17 protein-coding genes and 1 pseudogene are annotated in these 22,200 nt (G+C 46.4%); 5 read left to right on the top strand and 13 right to left on the bottom strand.

The features are described from left to right. Positions 1 to 33 precede the first annotated feature (33 nt). The 3 genes from NSS66_RS21585 to NSS66_RS21575 all read right to left on the bottom strand — a co-directional run bounded on the left by NSS66_RS21585 (position 34) and on the right by NSS66_RS21575 (position 3,086). Complete coding sequence (locus NSS66_RS21585; protein WP_028541904.1) at positions 34 to 1,593, bottom strand: response regulator transcription factor; 1,560 nt, start codon at positions 1,591 to 1,593, stop codon at positions 34 to 36. Positions 1,594 to 1,853: 260 nt separating this feature from the next. Next, positions 1,854 to 2,489: a uridine kinase gene (gene udk / locus NSS66_RS21580; RefSeq protein ID WP_013308305.1), complete on the bottom strand. Its 636-nt coding sequence runs from the start codon at positions 2,487 to 2,489 to the stop codon at positions 1,854 to 1,856. Between the two features lie 75 nt (positions 2,490 to 2,564). Further along, a complete protein-coding gene (locus NSS66_RS21575; RefSeq protein WP_028541905.1) occupies positions 2,565 to 3,086 on the bottom strand; it encodes a ClbS/DfsB family four-helix bundle protein in 522 nt (173 codons plus the stop codon). Positions 3,087 to 3,460: 374 nt separating this feature from the next. Here NSS66_RS21575 and NSS66_RS21570 point away from each other — a divergent pair, with 374 nt between their 5' ends. Further along, the gene (locus tag NSS66_RS21570) at positions 3,461 to 5,554 is read left to right on the top strand and encodes a pectate lyase family protein (protein WP_340959734.1); all 2,094 of its coding nucleotides are present in this window, start codon (positions 3,461 to 3,463) and stop codon (positions 5,552 to 5,554) included. 91 nt (positions 5,555 to 5,645) lie between these two features. Here NSS66_RS21570 and NSS66_RS21565 read toward each other — a convergent pair whose 3' ends face one another. From NSS66_RS21565 to NSS66_RS21555, 3 genes are all read right to left on the bottom strand, one after another. Beyond that, positions 5,646 to 5,990, bottom strand: a complete 345-nt coding sequence (locus NSS66_RS21565) for a hypothetical protein (protein WP_023986544.1) — start codon at positions 5,988 to 5,990, stop codon at positions 5,646 to 5,648. A gap of 147 nt (positions 5,991 to 6,137) precedes the next feature. Then, positions 6,138 to 9,098: a DEAD/DEAH box helicase gene (locus NSS66_RS21560; RefSeq protein WP_340959733.1), complete on the bottom strand. Its 2,961-nt coding sequence runs from the start codon at positions 9,096 to 9,098 to the stop codon at positions 6,138 to 6,140. Then, a complete protein-coding gene (locus NSS66_RS21555) occupies positions 9,095 to 10,759 on the bottom strand; it encodes an SWIM zinc finger family protein (RefSeq protein ID WP_340959732.1) in 1,665 nt (554 codons plus the stop codon). The genes NSS66_RS21560 and NSS66_RS21555 overlap by 4 nt, the downstream gene beginning before the upstream one ends. 271 nt (positions 10,760 to 11,030) lie before the next feature. On the opposite strand from NSS66_RS21555, the gene NSS66_RS21550 reads away from it, so the two are divergent. Next, positions 11,031 to 11,687 (top strand): alpha/beta hydrolase, encoded by a 657-nt coding sequence (locus NSS66_RS21550; RefSeq protein ID WP_028541909.1) that lies wholly within the window; start codon positions 11,031 to 11,033, stop codon positions 11,685 to 11,687. Between the two features lie 150 nt (positions 11,688 to 11,837). On the opposite strand, the gene NSS66_RS21545 is transcribed toward NSS66_RS21550, so the two are convergent. The 4 genes and pseudogenes from NSS66_RS21545 to NSS66_RS21530 all read right to left on the bottom strand — a co-directional run. Continuing rightward, entirely contained in the window at positions 11,838 to 12,488 is a 651-nt protein-coding gene (locus tag NSS66_RS21545) for a nitroreductase family protein (RefSeq protein WP_023986548.1), read from the bottom strand. 54 nt (positions 12,489 to 12,542) lie between these two features. Continuing rightward, positions 12,543 to 12,923 carry a nuclear transport factor 2 family protein gene (locus NSS66_RS21540; protein ID WP_028541911.1) on the bottom strand — a complete coding sequence of 127 codons (381 nt, stop codon included), beginning with the start codon at positions 12,921 to 12,923 and terminating at the stop codon, positions 12,543 to 12,545. A 64-nt stretch (positions 12,924 to 12,987) separates the two neighbouring features. Beyond that, positions 12,988 to 13,938: a helix-turn-helix transcriptional regulator gene (locus tag NSS66_RS21535; protein WP_076295720.1), complete on the bottom strand. Its 951-nt coding sequence runs from the start codon at positions 13,936 to 13,938 to the stop codon at positions 12,988 to 12,990. A 157-nt stretch (positions 13,939 to 14,095) separates the two neighbouring features. Further along, a pseudogene (locus NSS66_RS21530) lies at positions 14,096 to 14,173 on the bottom strand (hypothetical protein); the annotation flags it as partial. 137 nt (positions 14,174 to 14,310) lie between these two features. Here NSS66_RS21530 and NSS66_RS21525 point away from each other — a divergent pair. After that, positions 14,311 to 15,099: a DNA/RNA nuclease SfsA gene (locus tag NSS66_RS21525; RefSeq protein WP_023986550.1), complete on the top strand. Its 789-nt coding sequence runs from the start codon at positions 14,311 to 14,313 to the stop codon at positions 15,097 to 15,099. A gap of 238 nt (positions 15,100 to 15,337) precedes the next feature. Here NSS66_RS21525 and pgmB read toward each other — a convergent pair whose 3' ends face one another. The 3 genes from pgmB to NSS66_RS21510 all read right to left on the bottom strand — a co-directional run bounded on the left by pgmB (position 15,338) and on the right by NSS66_RS21510 (position 19,466). Next, positions 15,338 to 15,997 (bottom strand): beta-phosphoglucomutase, encoded by a 660-nt coding sequence (pgmB, locus tag NSS66_RS21520; RefSeq protein WP_028541913.1) that lies wholly within the window; start codon positions 15,995 to 15,997, stop codon positions 15,338 to 15,340. A 24-nt stretch (positions 15,998 to 16,021) separates the two neighbouring features. After that, the gene (locus tag NSS66_RS21515; RefSeq protein WP_053324414.1) at positions 16,022 to 18,304 is read right to left on the bottom strand and encodes a glycoside hydrolase family 65 protein; all 2,283 of its coding nucleotides are present in this window, start codon (positions 18,302 to 18,304) and stop codon (positions 16,022 to 16,024) included. Between the two features lie 154 nt (positions 18,305 to 18,458). After that, positions 18,459 to 19,466: a LacI family DNA-binding transcriptional regulator gene (locus tag NSS66_RS21510; protein WP_028541915.1), complete on the bottom strand. Its 1,008-nt coding sequence runs from the start codon at positions 19,464 to 19,466 to the stop codon at positions 18,459 to 18,461. 242 nt (positions 19,467 to 19,708) lie between these two features. On the opposite strand from NSS66_RS21510, the gene NSS66_RS21505 reads away from it, so the two are divergent. Together NSS66_RS21505 and NSS66_RS21500 are read left to right on the top strand one after the other, a co-directional pair. Then, positions 19,709 to 21,373 (top strand): PTS transporter subunit IIBC, encoded by a 1,665-nt coding sequence (locus NSS66_RS21505; protein ID WP_340959730.1) that lies wholly within the window; start codon positions 19,709 to 19,711, stop codon positions 21,371 to 21,373. Positions 21,374 to 21,378: 5 nt separating this feature from the next. Continuing rightward, on the top strand, positions 21,379 to 22,200 hold the full coding sequence (locus NSS66_RS21500; RefSeq protein WP_340953785.1) for an endonuclease/exonuclease/phosphatase family protein: 822 nt from the start codon (positions 21,379 to 21,381) through the stop codon (positions 22,198 to 22,200).

Raw genomic sequence — 22,200 nt, 5'->3', positions numbered from 1 at the left:
ATCTCTTTTCTGCTGGCAGATGTGGCTTACTCCCTAATGGAGATGCTCCCGGCGGTACTGACTGGGCGAGTAGCCCTTCACTTTTTTGAACACTTTGGTAAAATAGCTGGGGTCCGAATAGCCTACCGTGCTGCTAATATCCGAAATGGACATCGTCCCCGACCGTAGTAACTCCGCGGCTTTTTCGACCCGAATTTTGTTTAGATACTCGCTAAAACCCTCTGTATGGTGTGCTGTAAAATAACTGGACAAGTAGGAAGGGTTAAAATGAAAATATTGCCCAAGTGTCGTCAAATTGAGCGTTTCAGCATGATGCTCCTCAATATACTCCAGCAGTTTTTTCATGCTTGCGCTACTTCCTTGCTGCGTTTTAGCCATGATCTGTCTGTTCGCTTCCTCCAAAAAAGTCTCCAGAAGGCGCACGGCTTCATGTACATGAGGGGCATCATTAATTGTTTTGAAATAGGAATATTTCGCCGCATCCAGCTCCTTCATATCATACCCCTGATTCCCGAGCAAAATCGTAATGTTAAACACGATATTTCCGAGAAGCGATTTGAATTCAAAAGCGGTAGAGGTATAGTTGCCGGACATGGCGGCTACATAGGATCTCAAATCCTGAAAAGCTGTATCAAAATGCTCACGCTTCATCTCTTCTGTAAACTGTTTTAAGTTGAACGAGCTGTTCACCTGTATAGGCGGAGGGAGTTCGTCTTCTATTAGCAGCGCTGTTCCTGGGAAATAAAAGCGGTAACTCAGCAGTTTTGGCAGTTCATCCTGATAGACGTCACTAATCTGATTGAAGTCATCAAATAAATGGCTGACTGCCCAGCCTGTCTGTGGATCGACTCGCTTTGTCTCCTGAGCAACTTCCCTAACCGCAGCCATCCAGGAGTCTACTTCACGTGGATCAAGATTGGCTAAAAACACAGCCGCATAGACATCGGACGGCAGTTGTCGCAGTACGATGTGCTTACAGGCAGAGGACACTTGATCTGATAGCTTGGAAAATAGGTCCGAGGCAGAGATAGAGCGTCCTTTATTCTGCGGTGCTGACTGCTCCACGCCTATGAGCGCAAAACGGCTATAAGGAAATGCTTGGTTCAGCAACTCAGCGTCATAGTCCATGCTATACCCGGAGATCAGCTTTTCGATCACATGATCTATTGTAATTTGACTATTATTAGCATCTGCCTGATATTGAATGGATGGAATTTTGCGAGCGGTTCTCTGGAGCACTTGGAGTAGCTCATCCGTGTCCAGCTTGGGCTTTAAAATATAGTCAGCAACCCCTTGTTGAAAGGTGGATCGCACGTAATTAAATTCACCGTAACTGCTAAGCACGATGACTTCGATATCTGGATAGTTCTGTCTGACTATGCGCGTCAGCTCCTCGCCATCCATGATTGGCATTACGATATCTGTAATGACAATATGAGGGCGCAAGGTTTCAATCAGCTCCAATGCTTCTTTCCCGTTAGAAGCCTCACCTACAATTCGAAATCCATACTGTTCCCACGATAAATGGTGTTTAATCCCTTGCCGTACCAATATCTCATCATCGACAATCAAAATGTTGCATAGCTCATTCATGGCAGCACTCTCCGTAATTATACCTATTCGAGGATTTTGCAAAAATCCTGATTCAAAAAAGACCCCCATCACGTGGACGTCATATCATCTGAGGCACATATTTGACAACGCTTCCAACTTGGCTTAAATCTAAAGCATTTAATCTTTACATGCTAACATAAACCACACGGGGATTCCAAAATAATTTAGTCCAAATGGCATATAAAACAACAAAAAAGGCAGCCGAGAAAATCTCGACAGCCTAAACGACCAGGATTACCTTATACAGTACCCCATGTCCGATCTCCTGCCAAATATTTTTCAGTCAAAATAGACAGCAGTTGAATACCAACCTCATTGTGTCCTCCCTCAGGAAGGATCAGGTCAGCGTATTTCTTGGAAGGCTCAATAAATGCCTCATGCATCGGCTTAACCGTAGTCAAATAGTGATCGTGGATCGAATGGATGGTGCGGCCGCGTTCCTCAATATCGCGAAGAACCCGACGGAGAATGCGCACATCAGGGTCAGTATCCACAAATACTTTGATGTCAAGCAGGCTGCGGAGCTTTTCGTCTGACAGCACATGCAGACCCTCCAACATAACGATGTGATTTGGCAGAAGCTCTACCGTCTCGTCCGTGGAGCGTGCATGAACCGTAAAGTCATACACTGGCGCTTGTGTCGCTTGTCCTTTTTTCAGACATTGGAGATGCTCAATAAGCAATTCGTTGTCAAAGGCAAACGGATGATCATAATTGACCAAAGCACGTTCATCATAACTCAGATGTGAATGGTCTTTATAATAGTTATCCTGAGATATGAAAGTCACTTTATTAGATCCCAGACGCTCAACGACGGCGCGTGCTACCGTCGATTTACCGGAACCTGTACCGCCGGCAATACCAATAATAAGCATGGCGTTTCACTTACCCTTCCCTAAATGTATCCCGATACAACTCAAGTATTGTAGCACAATGCACACTTTTTTTCATCACTGTTGGACTTTGTATTTCTTCCATTTCCGTATCTTGGCTCTGAATGTTTTAAACGGTGCCACCGAGTTGATGTGAATCCATCTTGCCATGGGCCAGTTCGGGTTAGTACCCGTCCAGTTGTGAACGCCTTGAGTGAAGAGCTCTTCATGGCTAAGTGTGTCGATCCAATCCAGCCACTTTTGCTCAGTCAACTTGAACATATCACGTAATTCACGTAAAGATTGGTGGGAATAGGTCTTGTAAAATGATTGATATAGTTCGCCTAGTCTATTCCATTTATAATTGGGAGCGGGCATGATGACAGTTTTTCCTTCCCGTTCGTCCCTGTCCCATGTCATGACAAGATGAAGCCATCCGAGCTGGTAGGCGATCATTTCTGCAGGTGTTTTATCTACTTCGGGGATACGAATATCCTTTTGGCTCTCGTCGATCTCCTGGAATTCACTGTCAAATCGTAAGTAGGAGGCATGAATGGCTTCTTTTAACTCCAATTTGGAAGCGTAGTCGTAGCTGGACATCTAATCGCTCCTTTAAATGATATGGATGATACTCACTCCTTTATATGTACCATTCTCAATATGACAACTGTATGTCTTATACAAAAATAAAAAAATATCGTTTTTTGTGATTTTATGAAACAGCATTTGGCGTGTTCACGAAACAGGATGCAAAATTAATAGAAAAATTAAGACAAAAGATAAGTAATTAGACATATTTTAATATTTATTTAAAAGCCTATAATTATTGGAGTATAGCGCTTGGGGCCCTCATTGGTGTTGGGATATTATTCCCTTCATCAGTACGTTATATACCGTTGGGGCATGTCATGTCTGATGAACGGTGCAACCTTTGCTTTAGTATTCATGAATCTAATCAAGAAGGGGATTGTTATATGAAGTCGAGTTTGTTAAAAAAATGTGCAAGTGTAATGTTAAGCAGTACGTTGGTACTGTCTTTATCATTACCGTTGCTAGGTCATGCACATGCAGATGGAAATTTACAGATAAGTGACGATTTTGAGCAAGGAGAAGCTCAAGGCTGGACCGCAGGTTCGGGGAACTGGTCTGTGGTCAAGGATGGGAATGGTTCTACATACCAACAATCTAGTCGAAGCGAAAGCCATTCCGTCAAAGGTAATGCCTCATGGACGAACTATAGCGTGCAAGCAGATGTATATGTAAATGATTTTAATGGCTCTAATCGAGTCTACGTTGCAGGTAGATACACAGATTCCAACAACTTCTATGCAGCATCGTTGTACAACAAGAAAGACGGAGCTCTTGAGATTCGAAAAAAAGTCAAAGGCTCTATGAAGACACTGGCTACCAATAAAAAATACAAACTGGACACGAATACATGGTACAGAGTCAAGCTGGAACTATCCGGTTCGGAAATCAAAATGTATGTCAATGATCAACTGGAGCTGTCCGCAACAGACACCAGCCTCACTGCTGGAGCCATTGGTTTGGTAACTTCTAAAACAGCTGCCCAATTCGATAATGTGATTGTATCCGGTGCTTCTTCTGAGGGAGAACCAGGAACACCGCCTGTGAATCCGACACCAGGTACAGAGAAACCGACTCCTGGAGTGGATCATAACGCAACCTCCAAAAATAACTATAATTTGACTGGCTTTTCGTATGGTAATACAGGTGGTGGCAATATTGCGGATACAGATGCCAACTACAAAAAGGTTTATAACGCTGTAGATCTCAACGAAGCACTGAAGAAAGGCAGCAAAGTCAAAGTGATTGAGATTATGAACGATCTTGATCTCGGTTGGAATGAAATTCCTAGTGCTGCCAAAGTAATGCCTTTTAGTGCCAACAACCCTGTACAGACGCATCCTGTTCTGAAAAAGACAGGTGTGAGCAAAGTCTATATCGAAAATATGAATGGGGTTACGATTTTCTCTGCCAATGGTGCGAAAATCAAACATGCCGGCTTTGTTATCAAAAGAAGCTCCAATTTGATTTTCCGTAACCTCGAATTTGATGAGCTTTGGGAGTGGGATGAAGCAACCAAAGGGAACTATGATAAGAATGACTGGGATTATGTTACCATCGAAGGTACAAGTTCCAAGGTATGGATCGACCATTGCACATTTAACAAAGCCTATGATGGTCTGGTAGATGTGAAAAAAGGTAGTAACGGAGTTACGATTTCTTGGTCTTTGTTCAAAGGAGATGACCGCAGCTCCAACAGCTGGGTAACCCAACAAGTCAACGCGATGGAAGCAGACAAGTCTTCCTATCCTATGTACGCTTATCTGAGAAGCAGTGCAGTAGGCATGAGTAAAGAAGATATCATTGATATTGCAGCAGGACAAAAGAAGGCTCATCTGATTGGTGCTACGGAAATGGCTTCCGACAATGCAGACCTGGAGGTAACGCTGCATCATAATTACTACCTGGATATTCAGGATCGTATGCCTCGTCTGCGTGCTGGTAATGCTCATGCATATAACATCGTTATGGACGATGCTGGATTGGCCAGAGCCAAAAAAAGAATCACTTCTGACATGGCTAAAGCAATTGCCGCAAAAGGATACCATTTTGACGTCGTGGGTAACGGTGCGATTTCAACAGAAAACGGTGCGGTATTGCTAGAAAAGTCTTATTTAATTGATGTGTTTTCTCCAGTGCGTAATAATCAAAAAGATCCTAAAAAAGATGACTACACAGGAAAAATCAAGGCTGAAGACGTCATCTTCTCCGACAACGGTACCGTATTCAGAGGAGGCAGCGAAGAAGCGAATAGCCCATTAGCCCCTTATCCTGCGAAGACCAAGAGCTTCTCTTGGAATGGGTTCACAACGTTGCCATACAGCTATACTGCCGAAGACCCTGCTAACCTGGTTGCTCAATTGCAGGCCAAGGATGGAGCGGGTGCAGGCAAGCTGAACTGGTCGAGTGAAAGCTGGCTCAAAACGGTGTACAATACGTCCGTTACGAAAAATGCAATAGTGGAAGAAGATTCCGAATAGGTAGGCCATATAAAAAAGCAGCCAGGACAGATATGCTCTGTTTCTGGCTGCTTTTTTGGTTACCTACGTTAAGGCTGCGTTCGGTACGAACTTAACCAATAACGACAAACGAGGACACGCCAGCAGGTACAGTTCTAACCCGGAATAGCGTTCCATCGTCTCTAAAGGTACGCAGAATAAAAGCCTGGTTCGTAGGTGTACGGACTCTGCTGAATCGGGCAGTACCAAAACCATCGAAGCCTGCAGCTTGCACAAAGCTTCCATCTAGACGCCGGAGTATAGCAAAAAATCCAGTTGTGTTAAAAGGAACACCGTTTGTGTTAGCCCAGATGACCGTAAATCGGCGCAGGGTTTGTGTTGGACTCACATTGCGATATCTCGTAACAGGAACCTTCCTGCCCGTAGATTTCAATGTTTGTGGAGGACGAATGGCCACTTCAAATCAACTCCTTTGTTGTGATGAGATAGTAAATGCACACAAAGGAGTTTTGGACTGTGTTATAAACTACGACTTCTTAAAAATAGGTATATATCGAACTCAAAATGGCATTCCATGTACATTATAGTTCGATTTTGGACCTCCTTATGCCCAATCGCGTCGTAGCGTAAAGAGGTCTTTTAACGCGTCTGTAGACAGCTCAGTAATCCAGCCCTCGGTACTGGTTATGATTTGGTCGCTAAGCTGCTGCTTGCTCTCCAGCATTTCATCAATGCGTTCCTCAAGCGTGCCCAGCGAGATAAATTTGTGCACCTGTACATCCTTCGTTTGCCCCATCCGGTAGGCGCGGTCTGTGGCCTGATTTTCAACAGCTGGGTTCCACCAGCGATCAAAGTGAAAGACGTGGTTGGCGGCTGTCAGATTCAGGCCCACCCCCCCGGCTTTGAGCGATAAAATAAACACGGATGGCTGCTCGGCAGGGGGTAGCGTGTGAGATTGGAATTGATCAATCATTCGGTCACGCGCCGTTTTGGATGTGCTGCCGTTCAGATAGAGCACGGGCTCTTGCAGCTCCTGAGCGAGTACCCGTTGGAGCATTTGCCCCATACCAATATACTGTGTAAAAATAAGGCAGCGCTCGCCCTCTTCCCGCAGTTCCTTGACCATAGCCAGAATGCGCTCCAGCTTGGATGAACGGCTAATGACCGCTTCAAGATCGGCCTGACTATAACCGGAAGCAGCGGTATCTGGGAGCGCCTCCTTGGTTAAGAGGGCAGGATGGTCACAAAGCTGCTTCAACTGGGTAAGGGCGGATAAAATGGCTCCTTTTCGCTCAATCCCTTCCAGCTTCTGCATCCGTTCCATCAACTCTTTGACAATCTGGTCATAGAGCGCGCCCTGCTCAGAGGTCAGATGAATGTAGGTTTTCATCTCATTCTTGTCAGGCAAATCAAGCTGTATAGCAGGGTCCTTCTTCTTGCGCCGCAGCATGAAGGGCTGAACCAGCTTTTGCAAATCTAACGTGCGCTGCTCGTTATGTTCCTTCTCAATAGCATTAATGAAGCGATTGCTAAAGGCGCGTGAGCTGCCCAGATAACCTGGATTGATAAAATCATAAATGGACCATAGCTCGGACAAGCGATTTTCAATAGGTGTCCCAGTCAACGCAATCCGATGACGTGCAGGAAAGCTGCGCACGGCTGTGGATTGCTTGGTTTGCGCATTTTTAATGTTCTGCGCTTCATCCAGGCAGACTGAATCCCAGGTCATGCTTTGTAGCAGCTCTTGATCCAGGGTTGCCGTAGCGAAGGAGGTCAGGATGACATCGGCCTGCTCGACTTCTTCGCGGAACAAGTCTCCCTGCTCCCGCTTGCTTCCATAGTGCAGCATCACCTTCAATGAAGGGGCGAAGCGGCTGAGTTCCTTCTGCCAGTTGCCCAGCACCGAAGTCGGGCAAATCAGCAGCGAACTGGAGCGGACGCCCGTCTCGGCGGCAATATCCTGTAGGTGCAGTAAATAAGTAATAAACTGCACTGTTTTACCGAGTCCCATATCATCGGCCAGACAGGCACCCAGTCCAAAGCGACGTAAAAAAGCAAGCCATGCATACCCGTCCCGCTGATACGTCCGCAGCTCGGCTTGCAGCCCGTCCGGCACGTCCAATGCAGGCCATTCCGACTGCCGTCCGAGCTGGCTGATCAGCTTCAGCAGATGGGCATTCAGCTCGACTTCCAGTCGGAAGCGTGCCGCATCCTCCGGCTGCTCGCCCGAGGCGTCGCCTTCAGGCTCGTCGGCGTTGCCGAGCAGGTGTAGCTGCAGGATGTCCTGAAAGGACAATCCCTGAGCACTGTCGATCCCGGCCATGGCCCGGCGGATCTGCGCCAGCAACGCGGGGTCGAGCGCGATCCATTGCCCGCGGAAGCGCACCAAGCGCTCGTTGCGAGCGACCAGCTCGGCGAATTCCGACTCGCTGAGATCGGCATCACCGATGGCAACACGCCAATCGAACTGGACAATCGAGTCCAGTCCGAACAGCGAGCTACCCTTCGTGCGCTCTCCCGCCCCTTCGCCCGGGCGTACCTTGGCCCGCAGCTTTGGCTTCTTGCGGGTAGCTGCCTCCCACCAAGCCGGGAGCAGCACCTGCCAACCGCTTTCCAGCAGACGCTGGCTGTCGGTCGTCAGGAATTGCCACGCCGCTTCGTCGGAGAGCGGGCGATTCAGCACGTCATCGCGGCTTCCGGCACGCTGCCCGGCGGGCAAAATCGAGGTCAAGCGTTCTAGCCACCCGGCAGAGCGCTCACGGACATGTGCTGTCCAGGCATCGGGCCATGAGCCGGATGCGTACCCATCATCGGCGAGCTGTACAGACACCAGCAACGCCGGGTCTTGCTTGTCCTGCAACACAAGCTTGAGCTGCCAGGACGGCTCGTCGTCCTCCAGCTCTGGCTCTAGCAGTTGCAGAAGTGGCCGAAATGGCGCGGTATCGGCTTTCCAGCCGATGGCGATGAGCCAGGCCCGCGCGTCCAGACCCGCCGCCGGGCGATTGGGGGCGAAGAGAATCGGATATTCTCTTCGCAAATCGGCGGCTTCCGCTTCGGTGCCGTACCAGCGCTGAAATACGGCAGCCGAGAACGCCGCTATCAGCCCTTCCTGCTCGTCCTTCTCCAAGCGGTCGAGCAAAGCAAGCTCTGCCGGTTGGATGTTTTCCAGTGCTTCCGCATCCCACTTCCATTGCAGCTTCCCCGCCTGGAACGCTGTGAAGCTGGGCACATATGCTTTTGCCTCAATACAGTGAGCAAGTAAAGGGATCAGCCGGAGCCACGGGGCATGGGCCTCGTCCCAGACCCATTCGATATGCTTCAGAAGCTCGCGCTCTGCCAGAAAAGGAATCACCTGCTCCGAGGGCAGCAGGATAATATCCGTGTCTTGAACATGTTGAATCTCCAGCTCGGTGCCATAAAACGAAGCCTCATGCCAAGCAAACAAACGCTGCTTCAGAATTTGGCCGGAAATGCTATAGTTCATGGAGGAATCGCCATAGATCAGCGCGTCTCCATAGGTAGTTAATTGGATATGCACGGTAATCGTTTCGGTATATTGATTCATGATAACAATTTCCCTTTCCGTAATTCCTCCTGTAGCGCCCGCAGGCGGCTATGACGGCTGGTGAAGGTCGTAAAGAACAGCTCCCAGCGTGATTCCTGCTTCATTTTCTTGTACAGCTTGAACAGTCGCTTTAACAGCTTGACTGCTGCTTTATAGCTGGCTCTGTTTTTTTCCAACACATAACGTTCTACCGCTTGATGGTAAAAGGGGAGTAGTAACTCAGGCGCGTTCTTTTCAATGGGCTGTAACACGCTCACTCGAAAACTCAAAGGCTCACTGCGTATGCTTAGCTGATAGTCGATCCATGACCGCCATTTTTCGTGAGCAAGCAGCGCCTCTTCATACATTCCCCCGGCAAATGGAAGCATACCCACCAGCGTGTCCCACATGTCCTGCTCCGCTTCTGGAAGGTGCTGCAAAACCAGATCCCAATCATGTATATAATCTTGTAAATGGTCATCCCGATGACTGTGAAGCAGGGGGCCGATATGCCGCAGTCCGTCCTTGAGACGTGCCCAATCCTCGGCTTTACGCAACGCCTGTAAGAACAAAAGCAATTGACTGGAAGAAATTTTTAGTGGAAAAGCTCGTTCCGCCTCCTGAAGCAGTACCCAGGCTTCATTATCGTGCGATTGGAAAATATGCATCCAGCTGCGAGCCAACATCCACGGAAGCTGTGCTAAAGTTGTGCCGATCTCCTCTTCAGCCGCCTGTAAATGCTGTAATTCCTCCGTATATATGCTGGAGTCCTGCCTTTCGTGATGCCCCCTGTGCCCCCAGTGCAGCCAAAACTGATAATAGGCGTCTGAAAAATAAGTACCGTTACGCGATTCTGTCAGCATTTTTCGGCGTAAATAGGCTAAGGTTTCTGCCATACGGGCTTCTTGCATCGGTTCATCGGTCAGCTCCAGTGGACTCTCAAAATCACGCTCGATAGCTTCTTTAAGCTCATCGGCAGCAATTTGCGTGTAATACCCCATATAGGTATGAGAGGGATAGCCCGGCATGGGAGACTGAGGTACCAGCTTTTCCAGCACACGCAGATGAGCATGCAGTCCGTATAGCTGTTGCATGCCGGGTGAAAGTGGCGGCTTCACAGCATAGATCGAGGCTAGAGCGCTTTGGACATATTGGGAATTTTGTGTGTTCACATGGTTAAGTGCGATACACTGATCGAACAGATCATGCCACTCTGAAATGGGCATGTCCGGTATTTGGCTTGCAGTTTTACTGAGAGCGTTTCTTGTTGCTTCCTTGTGATCCGGTGAAAGGTTCGACCGGGAAGGAGGTACAGTACCCGTGTCAGCTTTTGTCGCCAATCGAGTGAATCCCGCCGAATGAGCGTTCACTAAAGCATGTACAGAACGTTCCTGTTCATTCGCGTAATTCAGTAGTACGGCGATCATATGCTTGCAGTTAGTGTGGACAGGGCATGTACATCTGCTGGCAGCAAAAGCGCTCAAGTGGAGATCCACCTCGTATAGCTCGCTTCCATCCACGACAGCTGCAATATGATCGGCATCAGGCATTGCGAATTCTTTTACCTTTCCTTGCTTAAAATACTGGAAACCTCGTTTGATCGTCACGTCATTAAAATGGTCAGCCACGTTTTCAATAAGCTGTTGCCACTGTATATCATCCATAAGATAAGTTGGTTTCATATGCATTAGTCTCCTAAGAGAGAATAGTTGATCGGGTAGTAGCTTAACTCTTCCATTATATCAGTTCACGAATATAAATTGAGTGGAGGGAGCAGTTGGAAAGTTTTCATACGGGTTGACATGTTTCCTTTTGAAGAGTACATTTCTATTATAAATATAAAATAAATATTACTAATATTTTAGGTTTGATGATCCTGTTTAGGAATGGTTTGTAGTGAACTGTATCCGTGGAGGTATGCAATAAACTTATTGTTAAGAGGGGGGAAATAATATGTCGTCTTTATATAGCTATGATATTCACCTGCCCAGCCAGCTTGATCCCAACCGTAAGTATCCAACCATTTTTACACTGCATGGGAAAGGGTCCAATGAGCAGGATATGTTCGGAGTTGTAGGGCCGTTGTCAGAGGAATTTATTATCATCGGCATTCGTGGAGACCTTCCCATGAGTGGAGGATTCCAATATTATGAGCTGAAAAGTCTGGGTAATCCGCTGCGTGAGCAGTTTGATCGGTCTATTGAACAGCTTCAGGCGTTCGTACAGTATGCCACAGATAAATATCCGGTTGATCCTAGTAAACGGTATTTCCTCGGCTTCAGTCAGGGAGCGATTTTGTCGATGTCACTTGCGCTTACCCTTGGCAATCAGTTGAAGGGGATTGTAGCGTTGAACGGCTATGTACCTGATTTTGTGAAAACAGAATACGCGCTGCAAAGCATAGAGGACGTGTCCGTATTTATTTCCCACGGCGAATACGATTCTGTATTTCCAGTGAGCATCGGCCATGAGACGGCGGCATATTTCCAGACCAGGACTTCTCACTCCACATTCAAAACATACCCGACGGATCACGGTGTCTCACCAGATAACCAGCGAGATGTGCTTCAGTGGCTGCGTGAGGATGCGGGGATAAGCTCGAAGATGTAACCAGCCTTGGTATTCGTTTTTTTGTTGTAATAGGTTATTAGGCTGGTTGCCTTCTTGTCTTCGCGCCACTAGATCACTTTTTCTCCAACCTTCTTGCAGAATGAACTAAAAAGAACCATCTTGAGACAGATGGTTCTTTGTCGCGAATACTTAAAAGGATTCATGAATAACTAATTCATTAAGGGAGAAACGTGTTGTTGGACGTGCAGGGGTTGCGGCTACACCAAGGGTGACAATCATGACAGGGATAAACCGCCCAGGAATATTCAGAGCTTCAAGCAGTCCTGCAGGATTAAATCCACCTATTGGACCACTATCGTAGCCTTTCGACTTGGCAGCTAACATGAGTTGCATAGCTGCGAGAGCTGCATTTTTGTTTGCTTCATCCCTAGCGAATTGAGGGCTTTGATAGCCTCCTTCGATTTGGGAGAACAAGATGTCTCGCACTGCTTTCGAGATGAATTCTGACTCATAAAGACGGTTATACATTTCTCTGCCAGTTCGGTTTGCCTCAAGATCACCGAGAATGACAACAACAGCAGAAGCATCTGAAATCTGTTGCTGTCCATAGGCGATCGGTTTGATTCGATCTTTTTGTTCTTGATTCTGGATAACCAGAAAGCGCCAGTGTTGAAGATTCCAGGCTGAAGGAGCTGTCGCGGCAAGTTCAAAAATTTCATTCAACGTTTCTTCTGGGATGATTACGTTTGTTTTATACTCTTTGGTAGCATGTCGTTCACGCAATATTTTCTCAATAACTTCTTCCGCGTTCTCAAAATTAGATGTATTATTTTGGTTCACAGTAGGTTCTTCCTTTCAAGTATCAAAGCTTATTATTTATATAGATCCAATGGTTTAGTGTTTGGATTGAGTTGCAGCGTAAGCAGCAAAAGGTGTTCCATCGTAGATCACTTGAACGGAGGAAATCTTGTTATCCTCTACGACGATGTATTCGGCAACCGTTGCATCCGGAACTGGAATAGTGTTGGAATGATATACGATCACAGCCTCCTTATTATCTCCAAATGCTGTAATGAGTGTTAGCTTGTTAATCATCCGGGCAAATCCTTCTGCAAAATTTTGGAATGATTCTCTACCTTCAAGGTTACCTAAGGGAGAGGTCGTAGTGACTTTGTCCGAAACCAGCGTCATCAGCTTTTCGATATCTTTATTTGCCATCGCTTCAAAATAAGCTTTTGCGATCACCAGTGCATTGTTGTTTTCATTTGTATTCATGTTGAGTACCTCGCTTTCAGTTGGAATAATTACAATATACAAGCCTTCTACTGACAACAGTTTGTCAGTAGTTCTTCAACATACTTTCCACTTCTTTTTTGACACGACTTCGAAAGGATTCAGGTTCCAATACTTTAACATTAGATCCCCAGCTCAAAATCCAATGCAATAATTCCTCAGCATATCGAACACGGAAGTCTACATAATAGCCACTCGGAAGAAGCTCAGCATGTTCCATAAAATATATTTTTGATTCATCGACTTTATCTGCAACCTCGGGCTTAAATACGGTTCGAATGGTTACATGTCGATCATCTGCCGGACGATACGTATGCAAATTGAAGTCCCGAGGTAATTCGAAACTTTCGATCATTGTACTCACATCACTCATGCGAGATATTTTAAAATGTCGATGCTCTCCTCTGAGATCACACTGAGCCACAAGCAGCCACCCTCCTTGCACAAGAACTAATCCTAAAGGTGCGGCTGTTCGTATCGTTTCACGACTATTCTCCGATTCCGATATTCGCTTCGTATATTTGAAATGTATTTTCTTTCCCTCCATCATGGCAATACGAATCGTTTTTATATTGGATTTTTCCCTTTCACCTAATTCAGGGTCTTCAGATTGAAGTCGAAAACGGATACCACTGCGGATTCGATCAGTTTCATGACGAATGGGGTCAGGTAAGATCACTTCAATTTTTCCCCGAGAGGACTGAGCACTTTGACTATATTGATTATCAAATCGCTGTTCAATGAATTCGGCTCCAAGTAAAAGGGAGACCGCTTCCTCCACCGTAAAGCTAATCGGGGGTAGGAAATACCCTTCAATTAAAGAGTAGCCGTGTCCAGGTGCACCGATAATCGGAACGCCAGATTCACTAAGAGCCTGAATGTCTCGATAAATCGTACGTACACTGGTTTCTAACTTCTCCGCTAGTTCTTCTCCCTTTAGAACCTTCCTACGCTGTAGCTCCAATAAAATCGCTAATTGCCGTTCGGTTTTATTCAATTTCCATCCCTCCTGTGTTTCAGTTGTATTTATAAACCTAATTATTTTTAATCACTATAAAAAAACACTACTGACACTTGTATGTCAGTAGTGTTCTCTCCATCAGAATTTGGTCTATAGAAAGTAATGATTCCCGGTTGTCATCCTAGATTATTATTGCCCCGCGCTTTTTAAACGGAAAGATAATTAAAACGGTATTGAACATCAAAGGTAACAATAGTGCAGTCCTCACCGCCGGAAAATACGTCCTACCATCACCCTCCTGACACACTGTTGTCAGGAGACGAGCAGTATAGTTTTATGAGGGGTACACAGTTCCATGTGGTTTCTGTAGACGATCCAAAATCGCTGAAATGAAGGAGCTTAACTGTAATGGAGAATATAAGCAGTCATTTTCATTTTGCTTCTCCTCTTCTTGAGGGTGTAATTCGAAAAAAGAAAAATCGATTTGTTATGATGGTTGAACTGGATGGGGAGCTACACGATTGCCATTGTCCTGCTACAGGCAGTATAGGAAACATTGTCTTTCATGATATCCCATGTCTTGTTTCGCGTAGTAATGACCCTAAAAGAAAAACACAGTTCACCATTGAAGCCATTTCACTGGATCTACCATCCGTTGAATCGAAGTCATGGATTGGGATTAACCAAAATGCGGCCAATCGGTATATCGAACATTTCATCACAAGTGGTCAATTTAAAGATATGATTGGCGATTTCCAGACAGTCATCCGGGAAACGAAGCTTGGTAATTCAAAACTGGATTTTCTGGTGGATCAAACTTATGTAGAGGTCAAAACGCCATTAACCACTTTACATGTCGAGATGGGCGATCATATTGTAATCAAAAAAAACGCTGAATTTAATTCTTTTGAACGTTTTATCAAGCACATGGGTGAACTCAGTGGAAGTTTATCTATAAATGAACGTGCGATTTTGATTGTTTGTTTAGTTTATGAAAACAATGGATTCAAAGTTGGGAATTCTGGGAAACACAGCGGTTATGTTATGCAAACCGTTCAAAATTCCATCAAAAATGGAGTTGAAATCTGGCAAGTTGATTTACAAATTAATCCCGATGCAGTTAGCCTGACGGGCTATTACAACATTACCAATCAATTTTTAACAGGCGATATTATTTCTGAAGAAATATACAAATAGCTACTGACACACTTTTGTCAATTAAACTCCAATATAGTGATGCTACTGAAGAAAAATGATATTTGCTATTCATCTTCACCAAGCAACCATTAATTGTTTGTTAAAAAGAAGTATACCTTTACAGACAGAAAATAGACGGTGACCTAGCGGCGGATCTCATCTGGTTTTTGGAGCAGACAAAAAAGACCGATTCATTAAGAGTCGGTCTTTATGATCCTTATAATCTTTTTTTGCTTTTTCATCCTCTGATAAAATGTGACTCCAACATGCTCAGAGAAAGCTCGGCAGTAGTGGCTACCACGATATCCGCACCTTGCATTTGCGAAGGTGTTCCTACACCGACCGCAAACATCCCGGCACCCTTGATCGCCTGTATGCCAGCCTGTGCGTCCTCTATACCGATACATTCGGCAGGCTGAACGCCTAGATTTGCGGCTCCGGTGAGGAAAATTTCCGGGTCAGGCTTGCCATGCCGAATGGCGGTAACATCCACCACACTGTCAAAATAGTAGGCTAGCTCCAGCCGCTCCAGGATAAACGTTGCATTTTTGCTTGCAGAGGCCAGCGCGATGCCGATTCGGGCTTCACGAAGTTCTGTCAGTAGCGCTTTAATGCCTGGAAGAATGTCCGAGGGCGTTACAGCTGAGATGAGCCGCTGATACTCCGTATTTTTCCGTGTGGCCAGTTCTTGCTTGCCTTCTTCTGAAAACTTATCGGACAGGTTACCGCGCGCCAGTATTTTGTCGAGCGATTCCGTACGGCTGATTCCTTTTAACTGTTCATTAAATTCCCGATCAAAAGGGATGCTCAGCGCTGCCGCCAAGCTGCCCCATGCCTGAAAATGATATTCTGCGGTATCTGTAATGACTCCGTCCAGATCAAAAATGACTGCTTTCATTTGGTTTCCCCCTGTCTGCCCGATTTATGAAACGCTGTTCGTCATTAACGACTGCCCACTGGTAATGTGCGTTGGCTCTCCATACAGCTCCAGCGTCAGCGGTTCTCCGTCCAACAGGGTAATGATTACTTCATTTTCCTGTACGAGAATACTTAACAAGCGACCGCGATAGTTGATTTTAAACGTATATTTGTTCCAGCCCTGTGGCAGGAAGGGGGAGAAGCTTAATGTTTCACGATACGTTCTCATCCCGGCAAAACCCTGTACAATCGCCAGCCAGCTTCCTGTCATGGAAGTGATATGAAGTCCGTCTTCGGTATCGTTATTGTAGTTATCCAGATCCAGACGGGCCGTCCGCTTATACATCTCGACTGCCTTTTCCTCCATTTTGAGTTCGGCAGCCAGCACGGCGTGAATGGACGGGGACAGACTGGATTCATGAACAGTCATTGGCTCGTAAAATGCAAAATTGCGTGCTTTTTCCTCCAGCGTGAACTGGTCTCCAAAGAAATACAGCCCTTGCAGCACATCTGCCTGCTTAATGAAGCAGGAACGAAGGATTTTATCCCATGACCATTTCTGATTTAGTGGAAGGTTGCTGGGATCAAGGGAGGATACAGGCTGCAAATCCTTATCCATAAAGGTATCGTGCTGTACGAAGACTTCCCGCTCCTCATCATAGGGATAATACATGTGAGTGATGATATCCTGCCAATGTGCAAGCTCATCAGCCGTAACTGCTAGATGCTCCGATTTTTCTGCTGAAATTTGAGGTAAGACCGATAATGTATATTTCAGAACCCATGCAGCCAGCGTGTTGGTATACCAGTTGTTATTGACGTTATTTTCGTATTCGTTCGGCCCGGTAACCCCGTGGATCATATACTGCTGCTGGCTTTTGGAAAAGTGAACCCGGTCGGCCCAGAAGCGGCTAATTTCGACCAGTACATCTATTCCATATTCCCGTAAATAGCTCAGGTCGCCCGTATAGTTGGTGTAGTTGTAAATGGCATACGCGATGGCTCCATTACGGTGAATCTCCTCAAAGGTAATCTCCCATTCGTTATGGCACTCCACACCTGTAAAAGTGACCATAGGGTATAGTGCACCCCGTAGCCCTTGCTGGGCTGCGTTATGCTTGGCACCCTCAAGTTGTTGGTAGCGGTACAGCAGCAGATTTCGGGTTACATCCGGGTCTGCGAGCGCCAGGTACATAGGTACGGCATATGCTTCTGTGTCCCAATAGGTGGCACCGCCATATTTTTCACCTGTAAAGCCTTTGGGACCAATGTTCAGACGGGCATCTTCGCCGTAGTACGTAGAGAACAGCTGAAAAATGTTAAAGCGTATTCCCTGCTGGGCCTCTGTATCGCCCTCGATTTCTACATCGGCTTTGTCCCAACGTCTGGCCCAAGCTGCGACATGCTCCTGCTTGAGCGAAGTGTAGCCTTTGTTCACAGCCTCCACGGCGATGCGTTCAGCTTGTGGAATCAGTGCATCCTTTTCCATATCCCGTGAGGTGGTAACAGCCACAATCTTTTGCAGCTGGATACTGTCGCCCGGAGCGACACTGTATTGATAGTGGCGTGCAGCGTACAAAAAGCTCTCTTCCGTCGTCTGCTGCTCCTGTCCCTCGGTCACAATACCCATGGTAGCGTTTACGGTAAAGCGCGGAATACCGAAGGGATTATCTATAGTTGTTGTGGACAGGCTGATGAATTGTTCTTGAACCTCTCGGGCCTCCTCCAACCAAAAAACCTCATCATAGTTCGTGTCTTCATTCTTCGTATTGCCGTCCAGATAGGGGACAAGCTCTATGGTTAGAGGCTGCTCGCTTATATTCGTAGCTTGGTAATCAATCAGGCATAGCTCACGAGTGGTGAGGCTCAGAAAACGCTCCGTAGTGATGCGAACCTGATCGTTCACGGTGCAGGTGCGTCGCAGGATACCCTGTTTCATGTCCAATTCCTGCACAAAATCGCTGATGTGTGCCGTAAATAAGTCTACTTCCTCTTGGTTTACGATCAGACTGATGCCGATGAAGTTCATGGCATTGATGACCTTGCCAAAATATTCAGGATAGCCGTTTTTCCACCAGCCGACCTTTGTTTTGTCGGGGAACCATACACCGGAGATATAAGTTCCCTGATGATGATCACCTGAATAAGCTTCTTCAAAATTGCCGCGCATGCCCATATAACCGTTGCCTATGGACGTTATGCTTTCCTGTAATCGCATGTGTGTGCTATGTAGAGTGTGTGTTGTCAGCTTCCAGCTATCTACGTCAAATAATCGGTTGTAAACCATGATTGTGTACCCCTCTCGGAAAATGAGATCGTTGTTTTAACGAAACCAGTATATGAGCGAGTTCAGTATATAGTGCAACCGTTTGCCCTGTCAACGCAAAAAAACTGATTTTATGGGTTTCCACAAAATCAGTTCTTGTTCATTCCTCAGAGAATCATAGTACCTGGCTGGACTCGCGTTCCACAATTCGGTGGGGAACAATGATGTGTTTGGTCAACTCTTTGGGGTCTTCGATTTTTTCAATCAGGCTTTTGGCTGCCTGATAACCTAGAGTGAAGATATCAATATCCACGGAAGTGAGAGGGGGATTCATCAGCTCAGCCAGCATTAGATTATTGAAGCTCACCATGGATAACTGCTCTGGCATGGACACGCCGAGCTGAGAGAGCATTTTCTGTACTGCCATGGCTACAAGGTCGTCGCTAACGATCATCGCGGTAGGCGGCGGTGTAGCCTGCAATAATGTGCGCATGTCCTCCAGATTAAATGGCTCCCTGACCACGTATTCCTTGGGTAGAGGCAAGCCCGCCTCTCGCAGCGCATCCTGGTAGCCTCTTAGTCTTTCAATATTCACGATCTGTTCATGATCACCGCCAACATAAGCAATGCGCTGATGATTCAGCCCAGTCAAATAAGTGACCACATCCTTAGCAGCCTGGTAGTTATCGTTGTCTACATGGGTAGTTTCACTAACAAATTGCTGAGGCTTACCGATTACGGTGTAAGGTATTTTTTCTTGATGAAGATACTCCACGATGCTATCTTTTTGCTTGGAGTACAGAACAATATAGCCGTCAACACGTCCGGTCCGGCTCATCAGCCTCACGCGGGATAGCAATTCATCACTCGTTTTTCCTGTGACAATGGACAGTGTATAGTTGTGCTCATTCACCCATTCGCTGATCCCGCGAAGGCTTTCCGGAAAGAAGGGATTTTGAAAGATTGCCACATCCGATTCAGGCATAATAATGCCAATCGACTGTGTGACACGGTTAGCTAGACTCTGAGCTGAATAGTTGGGTTCATAGCCAAGCGCCTTCATTTCTTTACGGACACGTGCCTTGGTGGCTTCGCTAATTTTGGGGCTGTCTTGAATGACACGGGATACGGTGGAAGTAGCAACATTAGCACGTTTTGCGACATCTTTGATGGTTACTGCCATCGTCTTCGTCTCCTTTTGCTATCTCAAGCAGGAAATATTATGTTCTATCATACGATATTGCTCGAAAATCAACAAATTCGCGGCTTTTTCGAGTTTTTACATCATCATTAACCAAGATATTTACAATTAGGGTATTGCCAATAGAAAGCGATATCATTATAATAATTGTGCAACCGATTGCATAATGTTTATAGGGTACGAACAACGCTGTACATACTATAAGGGATGGAGATTGAAGGAGCATGAAAAAACTTCTATCATTTGATTTTTGGCAAAAGCTCGGGAAAGCACTGCTAGTGGTTGTTGCTGTCATGCCGGCAGCAGGGATTATGATTTCGCTCGGTAAAGTAGTGGCGATGTTGGCTGGCGATATCCATTTCTGGTTGACTGTCGGCGGGGTCATGGAGAATTTGGGTTGGGGTATTATCAATAATTTACACATTCTATTTGCAGTGGCGATTGGTGGTTCCTGGGCTAAGGAACGAGCGGGCGGGGCTTTTGCTGCCTTAATTGCCTTTATTCTCATTAATATTTCAACAGGAACGATTTTGGGTGTGTCCTCGAAAATGCTAACCCAGGAGGGTGCCACCACCCACACTCTTTTTGGTGCATCCATTCCGGTTAGTGGCTATTTTACCTCTATCTTAGGGGCGCCTGCACTTAATATGGGTGTGTTTGTCGGTATCATCTCCGGATTTGTCGGGGCCGTGGTATTTAACAAGTACTACAATTACCGCAAGCTGCCAGACGCTTTAGCCTTTTTTAACGGTAAACGTTTTGTTCCTTTTGTTGTGATTTTATGGTCTGTCATCGTAAGTTTGATCATGTCTGCCATCTGGCCATTTGTTCAGGGGGGGATTAATCAGTTCGGTATTTGGTTGGCGACTTCGGGAGAGTCGGCTCCTTTTGTAGCGCCATTTGTCTATGGTACACTGGAAAGACTACTGATTCCTTTTGGACTTCACCATATGCTGACTGTTCCTATTAACTATACTCAACTTGGTGGCGTTTACACGACACTTACGGGTTCCGGGGCAGGAAGCGTCGTTGCCGGGCAAGACCCGCTGTGGCTGGCTTGGGCAAGTGACCTGAGTGCGCTTCGTGGTACCGATCCGACAGCCTACAATAGCTTGTTAGAAGGTGTGACGCCTGCCCGCTTCAAGGTAGGACAAATGATCGGTGGAGCAGGAATCCTTATGGGACTAGCGGTGGCTATGTATCGCCGTGTAGACAAAGATAAACGCAGCAAGTACAAGTCGATGATCTTTTCGGCAGCCGCAGCTGTCTTTTTAACAGGGGTAACGGAGCCACTGGAATTCATGTTTATGTTCGTAGCACCTGTGCTGTATGTGGTTTATGCTATTCTTACCGGTATTGCGTTCGGAATGGCCGACATCATACATTTGCGTTTACATTCGTTTGGTATGATTGAACTGCTGACCCGATTACCGTTGTCTATAAATGCGGGTTTGGTGCAGGATATTATTAACTTCGTGCTGACTTGTGTGGTGTTTGCGGTAGCAACCTACTTTATCGCTTATTTTATGATCGGTAAATTCAAAATGGCTACGCCGGGAAGACTGGGGAACTATACGGATGAGGAGCCCCAAGGGACTTCCGAGGCAGGGAGTACGAAGACAGAGGGTGTGGCAGCTACTTCCACTCAAAATCAACTGGCTACGGATATCATAAAGACACTTGGGGGTGAGCAGAACATTGTCGAGGTGGACGCTTGCATGACCCGTCTGCGTGTGACGGTGAAGGATACAGATGCCGTTGGGGACGAAAAAACGTGGAAAGCGCTGGGTGCCTTGGGCTTGATAAAAGTAGATAATGGGGTGCAGGCAGTTTACGGACCGAAGGCTGATGTGCTTAAATCAGATATACAAGACATACTCAACAGGTGATTACTTTGAAGTTGTTAACCTTAAATGCACATGCTTGGATGGAAGAAAACCAGCACGATAAGCTAAAGCAACTGGCTGCTTTTATTGATGAACAGCAGTTTGATGTCATTGCTTTACAGGAAGTGAACCAGTCCATGGAAGAGGCTCCTTTGTCAGCGGACGATTTGGGCACTTACCATAGCGCAGATCCTGAAGTTGTCATTAAGCGTGATAACTATGCTTATGTGCTGAACGGGCTATTGTCTGATAGCTATCATTGGACGTGGGCTCCCGCGCATGTTGGTTTTGCCAAATACGACGAGGGGTTGGCGATTCTGTCGAAAACACCGATTACAGCTACGGTGAACGAATATGTTTCCTCGCTACAGGATTATGACAACTACCGCTCACGTAAAATTGTCGGTATTCAAACTGTGGTGGACGGAGTGCAGGCCTGGTTTGTAAGTGGACATTTTAACTGGTGGAATGATGAAGAATCCTTCCGTGGACTATGGGATCGTACAACCAAAGTGCTAAATTCTTTTGCTCCGACTCCTGTGTTCATGATGGGTGATTTCAACAACGCGGCTGAAGTGCGCGGAGAAGGATATGACTATGTACTGCAATCCGGCTGGTCGGACACCTATCCGAATGCAGCAGTACGTGATGATGGCCACACGGTGATTAAAGCTATTGCTGGCTGGGAAAGTAATGCGGAGCCGCTCCGCATTGACTTTATCTTCTCCAATAAGGCTGCACAGGTACAATCCTCAACCGTTGTACTGAACGGGAAAACAGGACCGGTTGTATCGGATCATTTTGGGGTTGCAGTTGAGTTGGAGCTGTGA

It is taken from the genome of Paenibacillus sp. FSL R10-2748 (genome assembly GCF_038005565.1).
Taxonomy (GTDB): domain Bacteria; phylum Bacillota; class Bacilli; order Paenibacillales; family Paenibacillaceae; genus Paenibacillus; species Paenibacillus polymyxa_B.
Note: the sequence above shows the minus strand (reverse complement) of the source record. Positions and strands in the feature narration are given on the sequence as shown.

Excerpts from the sequence above, each read along its gene's own strand:
- NSS66_RS21585 (WP_028541904.1), bottom strand. The coding sequence starts at position 1,593 with ATGAATGAGCTATGCAACATTTTGATTGTCGATGATGAGATATTGGTA.
- udk (WP_013308305.1), bottom strand. The coding sequence starts at position 2,489 with ATGCTTATTATTGGTATTGCCGGCGGTACAGGTTCCGGTAAATCGACG.
- NSS66_RS21575 (WP_028541905.1), bottom strand. The coding sequence starts at position 3,086 with ATGTCCAGCTACGACTACGCTTCCAAATTGGAGTTAAAAGAAGCCATT.
- NSS66_RS21570 (WP_340959734.1), top strand. The coding sequence starts at position 3,461 with ATGAAGTCGAGTTTGTTAAAAAAATGTGCAAGTGTAATGTTAAGCAGT.
- NSS66_RS21560 (WP_340959733.1), bottom strand. The coding sequence starts at position 9,098 with ATGAATCAATATACCGAAACGATTACCGTGCATATCCAATTAACTACC.
- NSS66_RS21555 (WP_340959732.1), bottom strand. The coding sequence starts at position 10,759 with ATGAAACCAACTTATCTTATGGATGATATACAGTGGCAACAGCTTATT.
- NSS66_RS21550 (WP_028541909.1), top strand. The coding sequence starts at position 11,031 with ATGTCGTCTTTATATAGCTATGATATTCACCTGCCCAGCCAGCTTGAT.
- NSS66_RS21540 (WP_028541911.1), bottom strand. The coding sequence starts at position 12,923 with ATGAATACAAATGAAAACAACAATGCACTGGTGATCGCAAAAGCTTAT.
- NSS66_RS21525 (WP_023986550.1), top strand. The coding sequence starts at position 14,311 with ATGGAGAATATAAGCAGTCATTTTCATTTTGCTTCTCCTCTTCTTGAG.
- pgmB (WP_028541913.1), bottom strand. The coding sequence starts at position 15,997 with ATGAAAGCAGTCATTTTTGATCTGGACGGAGTCATTACAGATACCGCA.
- NSS66_RS21515 (WP_053324414.1), bottom strand. The coding sequence starts at position 18,304 with ATGGTTTACAACCGATTATTTGACGTAGATAGCTGGAAGCTGACAACA.
- NSS66_RS21510 (WP_028541915.1), bottom strand. The coding sequence starts at position 19,466 with ATGGCAGTAACCATCAAAGATGTCGCAAAACGTGCTAATGTTGCTACT.
- NSS66_RS21505 (WP_340959730.1), top strand. The coding sequence starts at position 19,709 with ATGAAAAAACTTCTATCATTTGATTTTTGGCAAAAGCTCGGGAAAGCA.